This window comes from Streptomyces sp. NPDC088553, from assembly GCF_044752965.1.
In the GTDB taxonomy this organism is placed as follows: Bacteria; Actinomycetota; Actinomycetes; order Streptomycetales; family Streptomycetaceae; genus Streptomyces.
In genome coordinates, this window is the sequence record NZ_JBIVMG010000002.1 from 230524 (window position 1) to 247058 (window position 16535).

15 protein-coding genes are annotated in these 16535 nt (G+C 73.1%); 11 read left to right on the forward strand and 4 right to left on the reverse strand.

Translation table 11 applies throughout. The features are described 5' to 3' along the window. Window positions 1–83: 83 nt before the first annotated feature. Window positions 84–923 carry a class I SAM-dependent methyltransferase gene (locus ACIP8Z_RS06255; protein ID WP_402079406.1) on the forward strand — a complete coding sequence of 280 codons (840 nt, stop codon included), beginning with the start codon at window positions 84–86 and terminating at the stop codon, window positions 921–923. Between the two features lie 68 nt (window positions 924–991). Then, a complete protein-coding gene (locus tag ACIP8Z_RS06260) occupies window positions 992–1900 on the forward strand; it encodes an ADP-ribosylglycohydrolase family protein (protein WP_402079409.1) in 909 nt (302 codons plus the stop codon). 74 nt (window positions 1901–1974) lie between these two features. Here the strand turns inward: ACIP8Z_RS06260 and ACIP8Z_RS06265 are convergent, their stop codons facing one another. Then, window positions 1975–2562, reverse strand: coding sequence for a TetR/AcrR family transcriptional regulator (locus ACIP8Z_RS06265; protein WP_402079412.1), 588 nt, complete (start codon window positions 2560–2562; stop codon window positions 1975–1977). A 105-nt stretch (window positions 2563–2667) separates the two neighbouring features. Between ACIP8Z_RS06265 and ACIP8Z_RS06270 the strand changes: the two genes are divergently transcribed. Together ACIP8Z_RS06270 and ACIP8Z_RS06275 are read left to right on the forward strand one after the other, a co-directional pair. After that, window positions 2668–3624: a TIGR03620 family F420-dependent LLM class oxidoreductase gene (locus ACIP8Z_RS06270; protein WP_402079414.1), complete on the forward strand. Its 957-nt coding sequence runs from the start codon at window positions 2668–2670 to the stop codon at window positions 3622–3624. 60 nt (window positions 3625–3684) lie between these two features. Then, window positions 3685–4005 (forward strand): hypothetical protein, encoded by a 321-nt coding sequence (locus tag ACIP8Z_RS06275; RefSeq protein WP_402079417.1) that lies wholly within the window; start codon window positions 3685–3687, stop codon window positions 4003–4005. A 129-nt stretch (window positions 4006–4134) separates the two neighbouring features. Here the strand turns inward: ACIP8Z_RS06275 and ACIP8Z_RS06280 are convergent, their stop codons facing one another. Together ACIP8Z_RS06280 and ACIP8Z_RS06285 are read right to left on the reverse strand one after the other, a co-directional pair. Further along, on the reverse strand, window positions 4135–4899 hold the full coding sequence (locus ACIP8Z_RS06280; protein ID WP_402079420.1) for a GntR family transcriptional regulator: 765 nt from the start codon (window positions 4897–4899) through the stop codon (window positions 4135–4137). 35 nt (window positions 4900–4934) lie between these two features. Beyond that, window positions 4935–5702: a GntR family transcriptional regulator gene (locus ACIP8Z_RS06285; RefSeq protein WP_389040246.1), complete on the reverse strand. Its 768-nt coding sequence runs from the start codon at window positions 5700–5702 to the stop codon at window positions 4935–4937. Between the two features lie 180 nt (window positions 5703–5882). Between ACIP8Z_RS06285 and ACIP8Z_RS06290 the strand changes: the two genes are divergently transcribed. The 5 genes from ACIP8Z_RS06290 (at window position 5883) to ACIP8Z_RS06310 (ending at window position 11909) form a co-directional block, all read left to right on the forward strand. Continuing rightward, window positions 5883–7142 (forward strand): extracellular solute-binding protein, encoded by a 1260-nt coding sequence (locus ACIP8Z_RS06290; RefSeq protein WP_402079423.1) that lies wholly within the window; start codon window positions 5883–5885, stop codon window positions 7140–7142. Continuing rightward, window positions 7139–8062 carry a carbohydrate ABC transporter permease gene (locus tag ACIP8Z_RS06295; protein ID WP_402079425.1) on the forward strand — a complete coding sequence of 308 codons (924 nt, stop codon included), beginning with the start codon at window positions 7139–7141 and terminating at the stop codon, window positions 8060–8062. The genes ACIP8Z_RS06290 and ACIP8Z_RS06295 overlap by 4 nt, the downstream gene beginning before the upstream one ends. Beyond that, a complete protein-coding gene (locus tag ACIP8Z_RS06300; RefSeq protein ID WP_402079428.1) occupies window positions 8059–8892 on the forward strand; it encodes a carbohydrate ABC transporter permease in 834 nt (277 codons plus the stop codon). The genes ACIP8Z_RS06295 and ACIP8Z_RS06300 overlap by 4 nt, the downstream gene beginning before the upstream one ends. 9 nt (window positions 8893–8901) lie before the next feature. Next, window positions 8902–10407 carry a beta-N-acetylhexosaminidase gene (locus tag ACIP8Z_RS06305; protein WP_402079431.1) on the forward strand — a complete coding sequence of 502 codons (1506 nt, stop codon included), beginning with the start codon at window positions 8902–8904 and terminating at the stop codon, window positions 10405–10407. Window positions 10408–10475: 68 nt separating this feature from the next. Beyond that, entirely contained in the window at window positions 10476–11909 is a 1434-nt protein-coding gene (locus tag ACIP8Z_RS06310) for a cellulose binding domain-containing protein (RefSeq protein WP_402079434.1), read from the forward strand. A gap of 53 nt (window positions 11910–11962) precedes the next feature. Here ACIP8Z_RS06310 and ACIP8Z_RS06315 read toward each other — a convergent pair whose 3' ends face one another. Further along, on the reverse strand, window positions 11963–12937 hold the full coding sequence (locus tag ACIP8Z_RS06315; protein ID WP_402079436.1) for a hypothetical protein: 975 nt from the start codon (window positions 12935–12937) through the stop codon (window positions 11963–11965). A gap of 274 nt (window positions 12938–13211) precedes the next feature. Here ACIP8Z_RS06315 and ACIP8Z_RS06320 point away from each other — a divergent pair, with 274 nt between their 5' ends. Both ACIP8Z_RS06320 and ACIP8Z_RS06325 read left to right on the forward strand, forming a co-directional pair. Next, window positions 13212–14216: a helix-turn-helix domain-containing protein gene (locus ACIP8Z_RS06320; RefSeq protein WP_402079438.1), complete on the forward strand. Its 1005-nt coding sequence runs from the start codon at window positions 13212–13214 to the stop codon at window positions 14214–14216. A 120-nt stretch (window positions 14217–14336) separates the two neighbouring features. After that, window positions 14337–16472 (forward strand): FUSC family protein, encoded by a 2136-nt coding sequence (locus tag ACIP8Z_RS06325; RefSeq protein ID WP_402079440.1) that lies wholly within the window; start codon window positions 14337–14339, stop codon window positions 16470–16472. Window positions 16473–16535 lie beyond the last annotated feature (63 nt).

Below are 16535 nucleotides of genomic sequence, written 5' to 3' on the forward strand. Positions count from 1 at the left end.
GGAACGGGACGAGCGCAAGCGGCGCCAGAACGGACGGTCGGCCGCGGTGTCGGAACGGACGGGCATCGCCTAGCCTGCCCCGCATGCCCGATGACACCCCTCGCGCCCCGCGTGACGACCGACCCGAGGAATCCCGGCGCGTGCGCCTGAGCCGGACGTTCGACGAGGACGCGGAGTTGTACGACCGGGCCAGGCCGGGGTACCCGCCGGATCTGTACGACGACCTCGCGGAGCTCGGCGGCGCCGGCCCCGGCAGCCGCGTACTGGAGATCGGCTGCGGGACCGGCCAGGCCACCGCGCCGCTGGCAGAGCGAGGCTTCCGCATCACTGCCGTCGAAGCGGGACCGGGCATGGCCGCGGTCGCCCGCCGCAACCTGGCCGGGGCCACGGGGGTGGAGGTCGTCACGGCGGACTTCGAGAGCTGGCCGCTGCCGGAGGACCCGTTCGACGTGGTCCTCGCGGCGACCGCCTTCCACTGGATCGACCCGGCGGTGAGGATGACGAAGGCCGCCGAGGCGCTGCGTCCCGGCGGTGCGCTCGCCGTGGTGCGGACCCAGCACGTGAGCGGTGGCACCGAGGAGTTCTTCGTCGAGGTCCAACGCTGCTACGAGCGCTTCGATCCGGACACGACACCGGGATCGCGGCCTCCGGAAGCCGCCGGCGTCGACGGCTCGGACCACGCCCGGGAAGTCGCGCGGAGCGGCGCGTTCGGTCCCCCGGTCTTCCGTCGCTATGAGCGGGACCTCACGTACACCACGGCGGAGTACCTGGAGCTGCTCCAGACGTACTCCGGCCACCGTGCTCTTCCGGACGCTGCCAGGAACGGGCTGCTCGGATGCGTGGGAGGCCTGATCGACGGGTCGTACGACGGCCGGGTGACCAAGCGGTATCTCATCGAGCTGGCGGTCGCGCACCGGCGCTGACGCCGGTCGGCGCACCGCGCGACGAAAACGCGGTGCCGCGGGCGTCGGCCCGCTGTGATACTCGTCCGATGATCAACGTGCCTGCCGCCGCCCTCGACTCGTTGAACGGGCTCGCCTTCGGTGACGCCTTCGGTGACCGGTGGTTCGGCATCCTCCGCCGGGAGGGCCCGGCGGCCCTGGAGGCGCGGACGCCACCCCCGGAGCCACTGTGGCGGTGGAGTGACGACACCGCCCAGGCCCTCGTGCTCGTCCGGGAGCTCGCCGACGGGGGCGGCGTCGTCGACCAGGACCGTCTCGCTCGGGGCCTCGCGGCGGCCTACGCCGATGACACCCACCGTGGGTACGGCGCCTCGATGCATGACGTGCTCCGCCGGATCGGAGCGGGCGAGCCGTGGCGGGAGGTGGTCGCCGGCCAGTTCGGCGGCCAGGGCTCCTGGGGCAACGGCGCCGCCATGCGCGTCGCCCCGCTCGGTGCGTGGCACGCCGCCGATCTCGACGTCGTCGCCGAGCAGGCGGCCCGCCAGAGCACGGTCTCGCACCACCATCCGGAGGCGGTCGCCGGGGCGGTGGCGGTCGCGGTCGCCGCCGCGCTGGCGACGCGCGGCCGGGGCGGACCCGCGCCGGCGCGGCCGGAGTTCCTCCGGGCCGTCGCCGCGCGCCTCCCGGACAGCGACGTCCGCTCGGGTGTGCGCGTCGCGGCCCGGTTGCCGGAGCGCACCTCGGTCCGGCACGCCGCGGAGGTCCTGGGTTCCGGCTACCGGATGTCCGGGCCCGACACCGTTCCGTACGCGCTGTGGTGTGCGGCGGGGCATCTCGACGACCTGCACGAGGGTCTGTGGTTCACGGTCGCCGGGCGCGGCGACATCGACACGACCTGCGCCATCGCGGGCGGGGTGATCGCCGCGCGGACGGGAGTCGCCGCCCTCCCGGCGGCCTGGCACGCGGCCCGTGAACCGCTGCCGCCGATCCTCCCGTGACCACGCGTCCTGATCTGCCGGTGCCGCGTGAGGTGAAGCGCAGGAGGCAGGCGTAGGGGGTCCTTCGGGCCGCGTCAGCGCGCCGTCCCGAATGTCGCGTCGAGTACCAGGTCCAGCAGCCGGGCCGGCTGGTCGGTGTCCGGACTGTGGGCCGTCGACAGGGCGATCCCGGCGACGAGTTGGACCAGGTCCGCCGCCGCGAGGTCCGCGCGGGCGGTGCCCCGGGCCTGGGCCCCGGCCAGTACCGCTGCCGCCGCGTCCAGGATGAGGCGGTGGCAGTCCATGCCCAGCACTTCGGGTTCCTCCACCATCAGGGCACTGCCCATGCCCTGGTTCAGGCGGGCGTGGGCCAGTAGCGCGCGCAGCCACTGCGCCAGGGCCTCGTCGGGCGGTTCCACGGCGCTCAGGACGTCCGCCTGCTCGACGAGCTTCTCGATCCGGTCCCTGAGGACCGCGGCAAGGAGGGCCTGGCGGTTCGGGAAGTGGCGGTAGAGAGTCCCCGGGCCGACGCCCGCGCGTTGGGCGATCTGGTTGAGGGAGGCTCCCGGGCCCGCCTCGGCGAACACCTCCTGCGCCGTGGCGACGAGCCGCTCCCGGTTCAGACGTGCGTCGGTGCGCCGCGGCGGTGGGGCGGAGTTGCTGCCGCCCTGACTCGTCGACATCGTCCTGCCTCTCGATCATCCCCCGTAGCCAAACGGAGACCTTCTCCGTATCGTAGCGCCCGCCAAACGGAGAGCCTCTCCGTTTCGTCTTTCCGAGGAGCATCGATGACAGACGTCGCACGGTCCGCGTTCGGCCGGGTCGGGATCTGGACCATGGCCTACGAGGGACACCCCGCCGGACGGGTACGCGAATCGGCCGCGGAACTGGAGGAGTTGGGGTACGGGGCGATCTGGCACGGCGAGGCGTTCGGCCGCGACACGGTCGGCCAGGCGTGGCTGCTGCTCGCGGCGACCCGCCGGATCACCGTCGCGTCGGGCATCGCCAACATCGCCTACCGGGAGCCGATCTCCCTCGCCGCCGCGGAGCGCACGCTCGGCGAGGCGTTTCCGGGGCGGTACCTGCTCGGCCTGGGCGGGCACCGGGTCGACGAGACCGTTCACCACGTCGACGGGTTCCCCGTACCGACCCGGGGCAAGGCGGTGACCACGATGCGCTCCTACCTGGACGCCCTGGACGCGGCACCCGCCCACGGTCCGGTGCCGGACCCGGCGCCGCGCCGCGTCCTGGCCGCCCTCGGCCCGAGGATGCTGGAGCTCGCCGCCGCACGCACATGGGGTGCGCACCCGTACTTCGTGCCGGTGGAGCACACGGTGCAGGCCCGGCGGATCATGGGACCCGAGGCGTTTCTCGGGGTCGAGCAGGCCGTCGTCCTGGACACGGACGTCGACCGGGCGCGGGAGGTGGCCACGGCCCATGTCGCCATGTACACCGCCGGCGCCCCGCATCAGGCGGCCAGCATGCGCCGGCTCGGCTTCGGCGACGAGGACCTCGTCGGGGGGCCGAGCCGCCGCCTGGTGGACGCGATCGTCGCGTACGGCGACATGGACGCCGTCGTGCGACGCGTACGACAGCACCTCGACGCCGGGGCCGACCACGTCTGTCTGCAGGTGCTGACGGCCGATCCGGCCGCGCTGCCGGAGCGCGAGTGGCGCGAGCTCGCCGCCGCACTGCTGCCCGGACCGCGCCGTGACCCCGCCCCGCCGGCGGGCCCGCGGGTGTGACGATTCCCTGGACGCGCATCATCGCCGACCGGCAGTACACCACGCGCGCGGGCGGTCGTGGTGCACGCCCTCGAGAACGACGACGGCCTCACCTTCGAGCCGGCGTCTCCGCTCTTCCTGGCCGCGGCCGACCGGCTGCGGTTCCAGGACGGCGCGCTCGTCGTCCTGCGGGACGGCAGGGCACGACACGCCCTCGTCGGCCTTCCACGACCCGGTCTTCCGCGAGCCCACGCCCGAGGAGACGCGGACGGTCACGCGCCGGGCGGGCCGCCGCAGGTACTCGTGGCCTTCGAGGCGGAGGCCCACGGCGTGGAGCCGGCCTCCGGCCCGATCGCCGCGGGGGCACGGGACATCGCCGAGGGCACGGTCCCGCGGTACTGACGCGAGGGCGCGGCCCGAGGCCGACGCTCGACTCCCTGCGGGCGACGGTCCGGGCGCCGTGCCGAACGACCGCGCGTCCCGGGGAGTCCCACCTCGTCCGCACCCGGTTCTGCACCGGGTGCGCGGTCGTCACTCGACCGTGCCCCACCATGTCCCGCCCCGTGCGGCATCCGCCGCCGGGTCGCCGGGCGCGCCGTCGCCGAGGGCGAGACGGGAGACGACGCGGTAGCGGTCGCCCCGGTAGAGGGAGCGGACGTACTCGACGGGCCTGGCGTTCGTGTCGGAGGTGATCCGGTCGAAGAGGAGGGCCGGCGACAGGACCGGTACGTCGAGCAGGGCCGCTTCCTCCTCGCTCAGTACGGTCGGCTCGATCGACTGGACGGCGTGGGCCGGCCGGATGCCGCGCCGCTCCCGCAGATGGGCGTAGAATCCGCCCTCCATGTCGGCCGCGGTGAGGCCGGGGACAAGGTCGGCCGGGACGTGGAGGTGTTCCAGGGCGATCGGGGCGCCGTCGACGTGCCGGAGGCGCGTCACGTGGACGAGTTCCGCCGCAGGGGAGATCGCCAGCCTGCGGCCGATGCGGGCGCCGGCCCGTACGGTGCGGAGTGCGAGCACCGTGCTCGTCCAGTCGCCCCGGCTCCGGGGCGCGCCCGCCGCCCGGTGTTCGGCGACCAGTTCCTGGGTGATCTTGTCCGGTGCGACGAACATGCCGCGGCCGTGTTCCCGTACCAGCAGGCCGGTGGCGACGAGTTCGTCGACCGCCGCCCGCAGGGTGGGCCGGGAGACGCCGAGGGTGGCGCAGAGGGTGCGCTCGGAGGGGATGGCATCGCCGGGACGACGGCTCTCGATCACGGACAGCAGATGCCCCCGTACGCGCTCCCGCTTCAGCTCCATGCCGTCCACTCCCCCGTGCGCCGTTCCGCTGCGGGTCAGTATGCATCCCCCTCCGTCGAGGAGGTCACGAGGCCGTCGCGGGTGAAGTCGAGGCGGGAGACGATGCGGTAGCGGTCGCCCCGGTAGACCGAGTGGACGTACTCGACGGGGCGGCCCGCGGTGTCGAGGGTGAGGCGTTCGATCAGCAGGGCGGGCGAGAGGACGGGGACGTCGAGGAGGGCGGCCTCGTCCTCGCTGACGACGGTCGGTTCGATCGACTGGGTGGCCTCCTGGACGTGGACCCGGTGGTGTTCCCGCAGGTGGTCGTAGAGGTCGCCCGCTTCGAGCTCCTCCGGGGTGAGCGCGGCGCCCACCAGGTCGGCCGGGATGTGCAGGTGCTCGATGGCCATGGGTGAGCCGTCGACCAGGCGGAGGCGGGCGACGTAGAGCAGTTCGGCGGCGGGCGAGAGGCGGAGTCTGCGGCCGATGCGGGCGCCGGCCCGTACCGTGGCGGACTCCAGGACGGTGCTGGACCAGCTGCCCGACGCGCGGGGCACGGTGAAGGCCGCGTCGTCCGGGGCGAGCCGCTGGGTGATCTTGGCGGGGGCGACGAACATGCCGCGGCCGTGCTCCCTCACCAGCGCGCCGGTCGCGACGAGTTCGTCGACGGCCGCCCGCAGGGTGGGCCGGGAGACGCCGAGGGTGGCGCAGAGGGTGCGCTCGGAGGGGATCGGGTCGCCGGGGCCGCCCGCCTCGATCAGGCCCAGCAGGTGTTCCCGTACCCGCTCCCTCTTCAGCACCCCGCTGGAGGAGCCGTCGTTCATGCCACCCACCCTCACCCTGACTGGTCAACTGGTAAGTCCGATACTAACCGCAGTGGTTGAGCAGAGGCCCGGTGAACAACCCATGTTTTTCAAGGGATTGACGGCTCCGCTCGGTCGTGCCACCTTCTGGTCACACACCTGACCACTTGACCAATTGGTCAACCATTCATCGAGGTGCCCGTGAAGACTCGTCCCCTCGCCGGCTCCGTCGCCCTCGCGGCGGCCGTCGCCCTCACCGCCACGGCCTGTGGCGGCTCGGGCGACCCGAAGGCCTCCGGCGGACCGGAGAAGGTCACCGTATGGATCATGAAGGACAGCGTCACCGACGCCTTCCTCGACCGCTTCCGCACCGGCTTCGAGGCGGAGCACGGGGACATCGACCTGGACATCCAGATCCAGGAGTGGGACGGCATCGGCGAGAAGGTCACGGCCGCCCTCGCCAGCAAGGACGCCCCGGACGTCATCGAGGTCGGCAACACCCAGATCGCGCAGTACGCGGCGAGCGGCGGCGTCCGCGACCTCAGCGACAGGACGACGGAGCTGAACGGCGCCGACTGGCTGCCGGGGCTCGCCGAGCCGGGGAAGGTAGACGGCAAGCAGTACGGCATCCCCTGGTACGCGGCCAACCGGGTCGTGATCTACCACAAGGACCTGTTCGCCCGCGCGGGCGTCACCACGCCCCCGAAGACACAGGCCGAGTGGCTCGCCGTCACCGCGAAGCTCAACCGCGGCAAGACCCAGGGCATCTACCTGCCCGGCCAGAACTGGTACACCCTGTCAGGCTTCATCTGGGAGGAGGGCGGCGACCTCGCGGTCAAGGACGGGTCCGCGTGGAAGGGCGCACTCGACACCGCCCAGGCGCGCGCCGGCATGGACTTCTACCGGCGGCTCCAGGCCCTCGGCAAGGGCCCCAAGGACTCCGACGAGGCCAAGCCCCCGCAGGCCGAGGTCTTCGCCAAGGGCGAGGTCGCCCAGATCATCGCCGTACCCGGCGGCGCGAAGATCGTCGAGGAGATCAACCCCGCGCTCAAGGGCAAGCTCGGCTTCTTCCCGATCCCCGGCAAGTCCGCGGGGAAGCCCGGCGCGGTCTTCACCGGAGGCTCCGACCTCATCGTGCCGGAGGCGTCGACCCACCCCGAGGCCGCGTACCAGGTGGTGAAGGCGCTCGCCGGCGAGAAGTGGCAGACGGACATGGCCAGGACGATGAGTTACGTGCCCAACCGCACCTCGCTCGCGCGGGTGATCCAGGACGACGAGGGCACAGCCGCCATGGCCGCCGGCGCGGCCCAGGGCCGGGCGACACCGAACTCCCCGCAGTGGGCGGCCGTCGAGGCCACCAACCCGATCAAGCAGTACATGACCGCCGTGCTCACCGGTACCGATCCCGCGCGGGCGGCCGCGAACGCCTCGCAGAGCATCACCAAGACCCTCGGCTCGTGAGCGGCCCCACGGTACAGCTCCCCGGCCGGTCGGACCGAGCGCCCTTCTGGCCCTACCTCCTGGTCGCCCCCACCGTCCTCGGCGGTCTGCTCCTCCTCGGATATCCCTTCGTCCGCAATCTGCTGATCTCCTTCCAGGAGTACGGCCTGGGCGAACTCATCCGCGGCGACGCAGCGTTCGTGGGGCTCCGCAACTACCGGACCGTGCTCGCCGACCCCGAGTTCTGGGAGGTCGTCCGGCGCACCTTCTGGTGGACCCTGGTCAACGTCGTCCTGATCATGGTGATCGGCACGCTGGTCGCCCTGATGATGCAGCGCCTCGGCCGGCGGATGCGGATCCTGGTGACGACGGGTCTGGTCCTCGCCTGGGCCAGCCCGGTCATCGCCACCACGACCGTGTTCCAGTGGCTCTTCGCCTCCCGGCTCGGGGTCGTCAACTGGGTGCTCGTGCGGATCGGGTTCGAGTCCTTCGAGGGGTACTCGTGGCTGGCGGACGGCCCCGCCGCGTTCACCGTCCTGGTCCTGCTGGTCGTCTGGCAGTCGGTGCCCTTCGCCGCGATCACGCTGCACTCGGCGCTGCTGACCGTCCCCGCCGAGCTGTACGAGTCGGCCCGGCTCGACGGGGCGGGGGGCGGCCGGATCTTCCGCTCGATCACGCTTCCCCTGCTGCGCCCGATCTTCGGTCTCGTCCTCTGTCTTGAGGTCATCTGGGTCTTCCGCTGCTTCGCGCAGATCTGGGCGGTGACCAAGGGCGGGCCGGGCGAGGCGACGACCACCCTGCCCGTGTACGCCTACCGGGTGGCCCAGTCGCTGCACCGCTACGACCTCGGGGCGGCCGTGTCCACGCTCACCGTGCTCCTCCTCGTGGCCGTGCTGATCGCCTACTTCCGCCAGATGCTCCGACAGGAGGCCGACCGGTGACACCGCGCGTCCTGCGCCGACTCCCCCTGAACACCGCGGCGGCGCTCGTCTTCGTCCTGGCCGTCTTCCCGGTGTACTGGATGGTCCTCACGGCCTTCCGGCCGACCCGTGACATCCAGTCCGAGACACCGGAGTTCCTGCCCGTCTCCGTCACCCTGGAGCACTTCCGGAACGCCGTGGCCGCCGACGGGTTCTGGATCTTCTGGCGCAACAGCCTGCTCGTGACCGCCGGTTGCGTCGTGCTCGCCCTCGTGGTGGCGCTGGCCGCGGCGTTCGCCGTCGCCCGGATGAACTGGCGTGGCCGGCGGGGCTTCATCCTCATGGTCTTCATCGCCCAAGTGGCTCCCTGGGAAGCACTGTTGATCCCGATGTACGTGATCGCCCGGGACGCCGACCTGCTCGACCGGCTCGCGACCCTCAGCCTCATCTACTTCATGGTCACCCTGCCCTTCACCATCGTGACCCTCCGCTCCTTCCTGGCGGCGGTCCCGGCCGAGCTGGAGGAGGCCGCTCAGGTCGACGGGTGCACCCGCGCCGCCGCGTTCCGCCGGGTGACGCTCCCGCTGCTGGCCCCCGGACTGCTCGCGACCTCGCTCTTCGGGTTCATCACCGCCTGGAACGAGTTCGCCTTCGCCAACATGCTCATCATCAAGAACCAGGACGACCGGACTCTGCCCGTCTGGCTGTCGTCCTTCTCCAATGTCTTCGGCACCGACTGGGGCGCCACCATGGCCGCCTCCACCCTCTTCGCCCTGCCCGTCCTCGTCCTCTTCCTGGTCCTGCAGGGCCGGGTCGCCGCCGGAATGACCGGCGGAGCCGTGAAGGGATAACGCACCGCGATGCCCCAGCCCCGACTCGTCCCCGAACCCACCCACCTCCAGCTCCTGCCCGGCACGTTCACCTTCACCGACTCGACCGCGCTCAAGGTCTCCCCGGGCGCCGAGGGCGCGGCCGCACTGCTGCGCACCCTGCTCGGCCCGGCCACCGGCCTGCCGCTGCCCGCGCGTCCGGACGGCTCGGTCGTCCTGGCGCTCGACCGCGCCCTCACCGGCCTCGGCGAGGAGGGGTACGGCCTCACCATCGGCGCCGAAGGGGTGCTGCTGCGGGCCGCCCGCCCGCAGGGTCTCCTCGCCGGGGTCCAGACCCTCCGCCAGCTGCTGCCCGTCGATGCGCTCCGCGCCGAGCCCGTGGCCGGCGTCGCGTGGTCCGTGACCTGCGCGCAGATCACCGACACCCCCCGCTTCCCCTGGCGCGGCTCCATGCTCGACGTCGCCCGCCGCTTCCGGCCCGTCTCCTATCTCCGGCGGTACGTGGACCTCCTCGCGCTCCACAAGCTCAACGTCCTCCACCTCCATCTCACCGACGACCAGGGCTGGCGCATGCCGGTCGCCGCGCTCCCCCGGCTCACCGAGGTCGGCGGAGTGCCGCACGGCGGTGCCTACACCCGTACCGAACTCACCGGCCTGGTGGCCTACGCGGCGGAGCGCGGCGTCACCGTCGTGCCCGAGATCGAGATGCCCGGGCATGTCCGGGCCGCGCTCGCCGCCTACCCCGAGCTCGGCAACCATCCGGGCCGTACCTATGACGTCTGGGACCGGTGGGGCGTGTGCGACACGATCCTCGGCGTCCACGACGGAGCGCTCGACTTCTGCCGCACCGTCCTGGACGAGGTGATGGACGTCTTCCCCTCCTCGTACGTGCACATCGGCGGCGAGGAGTGCCCCACGACCGAATGGCACGACTCGCCCGCCGCGCGCCGGAGGGCGGCAGAGGAGGGGCTGCCGGGACCCGCGGCCCTGCACGGCTGGTTCATGGAACGGATCGGCCGGCACCTCCTCGACGCGGGGCGGCTGCCGCTGAGCTGGACCGAGAACGGCGCCGACCTCCCGCCGTACTTCACGGTCATGCCCTGGCGCGACGCCGACCACGGTCGTACGGCCGTCCGCCGCGGGCACCGCGTCGTCATGGCGCCCCACCGCACCACCTACCTCGACTACCCCCAGTCGGCCAGCCCGGCCGAGCCGCCGGGCCAGGCCGGCGAGGTCGTCGATCTGCGTACCGTGCACGGCAACGAGCCCGCGCCTGCGGACTGGAGCCCGGAGGAGGCGGCCCGGGTCCTCGGCTCCCAGGTGCAGTTGTGGACCGAGTACGTGCCCACCACCGCCCACGCCGAGTACCTCACGTTCCCGCGGCTCTGCGCGCTCGCCGAGGTCGTCTGGACCGGCCGCCACGACTGGCCGGGCTTCCAGGAGCGCCTCCGCCACCACCGGACACGGCTCGACGCCCTCGGGGTGCCGCGCCGCCTGCCCCCCGCGCCCACGCCCCTCCTCACCCCCGCCCCATGACCCCGTCCATGGACCGGAAGCCCCCCGAAGCACCCCGCGCAAGCGCCCACCCAAGGAGAGGAATCACCATGAACGACCCCACCAGGAACAGGAACCTGCGGATCCGTGCCGCGCTCGCCGTCGCCGCGGTGACCGGGCTCGGTGCCACCGCCCTCACCGCCCTGCCCGCGGCGGCCGCCGGTGAGGCGGTCACCGTCCAGTACCGGCAGAGCTCGACCGGCGGCGACCAGGTCGAACCCTGGCTCAAGGTGGTCAACACCGGCTCGTCGAGCGTTCCGCTGAGCCAGGTCAAGGTGCGCTACTACTTCAAGGCCGACGCGGGAGCCTCGTACACCTACGCCTGCTCCTGGGCGGTGAAGGGCTGCGCGAACCTCACCGGCACCTTCGGCACGCTCGCCAACCCCACCGCGACCGCCGACCGCTACCTGGAGGTCGGCTTCACCGCCGGCGCCGGTTCCCTCGCCCCCGGTGCGGACACCGGCGACATGCAGCTGCGCTTCCACCGGTCCAACTGGCAGTCGCTGAACCAGAGCGACGACTACTCCTTCGGGCCCGCCCAGACGACGTACGCCAACTGGTCCAAGGTCACGGCCACCGTGGGCGGCGTGCCGGTCTGGGGCACCGCCCCGGCGGGCAACGAACCCACACCGACGCCCACCGACCCGACCACTCCCCCGACCACCCCGCCGCCCAACGGGGCCGCGCTCTTCGACGACTTCGACTACACCGGACACACCGACCCGGCGATCGGCGCCCACGGCTGGAGCGTCCGCTCCAACTCCGGCGGCCCCGGGGTGCCGGGCGCCACCTGGGCACCCGAGAACGTCACCTTCGCCAAGGAGGGCACGAACTCGATCATGAACCTGCGGAGTTCGACCGCCGGGACCGGTGAGTCCACCCGCCACACCGAGGTCCTCACGCGGGCCTCGAAGTTCAGGAACGGCACGTACGCGGCGCGGGTGCGCTTCTCCGACGCGCCGGTGTCGGGTCCTGACGGCGACCGCGTCGTGCAGACCTTCTTCACGATCAACGACCTCAAGGCGCCGATGGCCGACGACTACGCCGAGTACGACTTCGAGTACCTGCCCAACGGCGGCTGGGGCGAGCCCGCCAACATCCTCTACACCACGTCGTGGGAGACCTACCGGCCCGACCCCTGGGAGGCCGTCAACCAGCACTCCGAGTCCCGCACGAGTTACGCCGGCTGGCACGACCTCGTGCTGACCATCGACGACAACGCGATCGTCTACTACATCGACGGCCAGGAGTTCGGCCGGCACGACGCCCGGTACCTTCCCGAGCGCCCGATGTCGATCAACTTCAACCAGTGGCTGATCGACCTCGCCGGCCAGACCTCGACGACACCGCGCTCCTACGACCAGAAGGTCGACTACGTCCTGCACGTCAAGGACCAGGTCCTGACCCCGGCGCAGGTGGCCGCGAAGGTCGGTGCCTACCGCACGGCGGGCACGACCTTCCAGGACACGGTGCCGGCCACGTAGCAGACCGTCCCGGTGGGCCGCCGTCCCTCGGGACGGCGGCCCACCGGCAGCGGTCAGGAGGTGCGGCAGGTCGGGTCGTCGACGGCGCTCACGGTGTACGGGGGCCGGCCCGGCGGCTCGTCCAGCTGGCTGTTCACCACGTACAGGCGGCAGCCGTGCCGCGCGAGGGTGGTCGGCAGGTCGAAGGGCTCACCGCCGAGGGACGCGTTCGTCAGGCGGTGGGTCACCGTTCCCGTACGCAGATCCTCGTCGAGGCGGGCGATGTACACGCCGTGCGGGGCACCGTAGTTGAGCACGGCGTAGAGCGTCCGGCCGCGCAGCACCATTCCGTCGGGCCCGAAGGACTCCTCGCCGAGGGAGAGGCGGGTGACGGTCCGGTCGGCGGTGTCGACGCGCCAGACCGCCTCGGTGCCGTTGGAGGCGACCAGGAGGGTGGTGCCCGACTCGTTCGCCACGATGCCGTTCAACAGCCAGTACTGGGCGGGGAACTGCGGGAACGCCTCGCGGATGTCGAGCCATGGTTCGAGGGGGCCGACAGTGCCGCCCCGTATGTCCGCCCGGTAGACGACGGGGTTGGCCCAGTCGGTCACGTACACCGCGTCCTTCGTCACCGTCAGGTCGTTGAGGTCGGGCGCGCCGAGCGGTCCGCCGGCGGCCGTACGGGTGGCGAGCAGGCGTCCGTGCCGGTCGTGGACGGTCAGGGTCGCCCCGCCGACCGAGAGGACACGGCCGCGCCGGTCGATGTGGACGCCCAGGGTGCTGGTGCGGCCCTCCAGTCCCCGCGCCGGGAAGGGCCTCAGGTCCGGGCGGCCGATGTGGCCGCGGTACAGCGCGCCCGTGCCGTCCGAGGACACGTACAGGGTGCCGTCCGGGGTGACCGCGATCCCCTCGGGGAGCACGCCGGGGGCCCGGGAGACGACATAGGTGTCGGGCAGGTCCCGGGCGACGGCGGGACCGGGCGCGCCGGCGAGGGCGGTGAGCAGGAGTGTGGCGACGAGGCAGGCGGTACGGGTGGGGGCGCGGCGCATGGGTGGGACCTCCGGGGGTGGTGGTTCGGCGGGGGCTCGACGAGGTGGGTCGGCGAGGCGCGTCGACGAGTTGGGGTGACGAGGCGGGTGGACGAGGCGGGTGGACGAGGTGGACACGGGGAGCGTGCTCCGTCGTCCTCCGCGACGCATCGCCTTTCACGTCTGGGCGAAAGGGTCCGCCGTCACCTCCGCCGCACGGCCACCGCCGCCTCCGGTGAACGGGACCGCCGTGACCTCTGGGTGAACGGGGCCGCGGGGCCGATAATCGGTCGGCATGATCCGCCTTCACTTCACGGCCGCCGATCTGCGCCGGATCACGCTCGCTCCGGCGGCGAACGCGCTGTCGGAGACCGTTCTCAGCCTCCGTCTGGGCCTGTCTCCGGGCCCGCGCCGCGGCACGCGGGTGCGGCCCGCGGCCCGGCAGTGGCACGCGTCCCTGCCGGGAGGCGCGAACCTCGGGGCGGGTGTGCTCGCCGAGCTGCTCACCGAGGACGGATTCGTCCCCGACTTCCTGCTGCAACCGTCGGCGCACGACTTCACCGAGGCCCTGGAGTCGGTCGCCTCGACGCCGCCGGAACGACTGGCGCTCGATCTCGGCATACCGGAGGTCTCCGGCTGGAACGGCGGCCTCGGCCGCCCCGGCCGGTGGGCCCAGGACCTGGCCCAGGGCGTACCGGCCGCCTCCGCAGCCCTGGTCGACGACACCCGCGACTACTTCCGTACGGCGATCGAGCCGCTCTGGCCACGGATCCGCAGCGACGCCCTGACCGATCGGGCGCTCCGGGCGGAGATGCTGCTGCGCGGGGGTGTCGACGCCCTCCTCACCACGCTGGGCACGACCTGGAACTGGCAGCCGCCGACGTTGCACCTGCCCTCCGCCTCGACGTACGACATCCCGTTGTGCGGGCGCGGCCTGCTCCTCGTTCCGTCGTGGTTCGCGACCGGACCGATGGTGATGTACCGCCCGGAGGCGGCGACCGTGCTCGTCCATCCCCTGTACGACGACGGTGCCGGCGCGGGCCGGGCGGAGGGGTCCGGTGACCGGCCGCCGGAGGCGCTGGCGGCGCTGCTCGGGCGCAATCGGGCGCGGGTGCTCGCGCTGCTGCGGTCCCCCGCCACCACGACGGCGCTCGCCGAGCGCGCGGCCCTCTCGCTCGCGGCCGCCAGCCAGCACGCGGGGGTCCTGCGCGGAGCGGGTCTGATCACCACCGTGCGGACGGGCACGTCGGTGCTCCACAGCCTCACCCCGCTCGGCGCCTCCTTGCTGGCCGGGGTCTGAGCGACGGCGTCGGGCGCGGCCTTGGGGCCCGGGGTCATCGCGGTGACCACCATGGACCGATCGGCGCAGGGCGGACGGTCGCCGCATGCCGGACGGAGCGTCCCGGTGGATCCTGGGGGTATGGGTGGCATGCCCGGGGTGCGGCTGTGGAAGGCCCGGCTCCCGCCCGCCTACGCGGCGGCCGTACGGCGGTCGGTGCGCGTCACGCTCGCCGCCGCCGCCGGTTTCTACCTCTTCCTGTACGGCTTCGACTCGCCCGTCGCCGCCACCTACGCGCTCTTCGCCGCGGTCGCGATGGCGGGTCTGTCGCACATCCCCGGCACCGGGCGGCAGCGTGCGGCGACCCTGCTGCCCGTGGTGCCCGCCTGCTGGGCCCTCATCACGATCGGCACCTACCTGTCCGTACGGACGTGGAGTGCGGTCCTCGGCATGCTGGTCGTCGGATTCGTCCTGGCCTTCATGGCCGTGGGCGGGCCCCGGCCGGCCGGCGCGGCTCCGGGGTTGCAGCTGATGTACATCCTGCCGTCCTTTCCGCCCTACGTCCCCGAGACCCTCGGCGAACGGCTGGTCGGAGCGACCGTCGGCCTGGCGCTGCTGATCCTCGCGGAGGCGTTCCTGCTGCCCGATCGCGTGCCGGGCGTCCCGTACCGCGAGCTGGCCGCCCGGGCGGCCGACCAGGCGGGGCGCTGCGCGGACGCCCTGGCCTGCGCCCCGTACACGCTCGGCGAGACGGCGCTGCGGGCCGCCCGGGAGCTGAGCGGCGGCCTGCGGTCCTCGCGGGTGCCGGAGGCGGAACGGCCCGCCGGCCCGGGTGTCAGGGCCCGGGCCCTGGCGCACACCGGTCTGGCCACCCGCACCCTCCTCGGGCGGCTGACGTCGCTTCCGCCGCCGCCCGGCGGCGCGCCGGAGGCCCGGACGTGGCCCGAGGTGCTGCGCGCGGTGCGGGACGCGTGCCTGGAGACCGCGTCCCTGCTGCGCGGCCGGGACACCTCCGGAGCCGCCCGCTCCCGGCTCCAGGAGGCCCGCCGCGCCCTGGCCGAGGGCGCCGAGCCGGATGCCACGCCCGCCGCGCTGCGCCGCCACGCGGCGGTCCTGGAGGTGGCCGACGCCGCGCTGGCGGTGTCCATCGCGGCGGAGATCGCCATGCGGGGCAGGGCCGCCCCGGCGGCGGCACCGGGGCGCTTCTGGTACGCGCGGATGCGGGCTCCCCAGCTGTGGTGGCGGCGGCTCTCCGGACATGCGGGGCAGCGGTCGGTGTTCTTCCAGAACGCGGTGCGCATCGCGCTGGCGCTCGCGGCGGCACGGACCATCGCCGGCCTCGACACGCTGCCGCACGGATTCTGGATGCTCCTCGCCACGCTCACCCTGACCCGTACGACGGCGCGGGAGACGAGGAGCACGGTGCGGGTGGCGCTCACCGGAACCCTCGTGGGCGCGGTCGTCGTGGCCGCGCTGCTCGCCCTGGTCGGGACGGACACGACGGTGTACGCCGCCGCACTGCCTCCGCTGATGCTGGTCGCCTTCACCCTGGGTCCGGTGAAGGGGGTGGGGTGGGCCCAGGCGATGTTCACGATGGTCGTCGCCCTGGTCTTCGCCCAGCTGGCCCCCGCGACCTGGCAGCTCGCCGAGTTCCGGCTGCTCGACGTGGTCGCGGGCAGCGCGGTCGGCGCCGTGTTCGGGCTGCTCGCCTGGCCCAAGGGGGCCCACGACGAGCTGCGACGGTCGGTGGCGACGATGCTCCGGAGCGCCGCGGAGACCGTGGTGGCCACGACCTCTCAGCTCGCCGCCGGCGGGGCACGTGCCCCCGTGACCACCTCGCCGGGCCACCGGTCGCTGCAGCACGCTCTGATCATGGCGGAATCGGCGTACGCGCAGTACCGGAGCGAACCGAAGGCACTGGACACGCCGAACGACACACAGGACTGGCAGGCCGCCCTGCTGTCCGGCCACCACACCCTGTGGGGTGCGGACCGGCTGCTCGTTCCGCCCGAGCCGGCCGACGTCCCGCCCCTGCCCCACGAGCCGGCCGAGGCGGTCACCCGGATCGGCGACCGGGTGGCCGCGGGGATGCTGCTGGTCTCCGCCCGTCTGGACCCCGTCGGCGACACGCCGGGCACGGCGGTCGCGGCCGGCGCACGGGACTTCGCCGACTTCGCCGCCGAGCCGCCGGGTGCTCCCCGGCCGTACTACGCGGCCGTGGAGTGGCTGGATGCGCTGATGACGGACGTGGAGCGGATCGCGGGCCACCACAAGTGAGCTGTGCCACATGAGAATTGGCTGTTCAGGGCCCGGGCACGGGGTTCTGCAGGGCGACAGCGA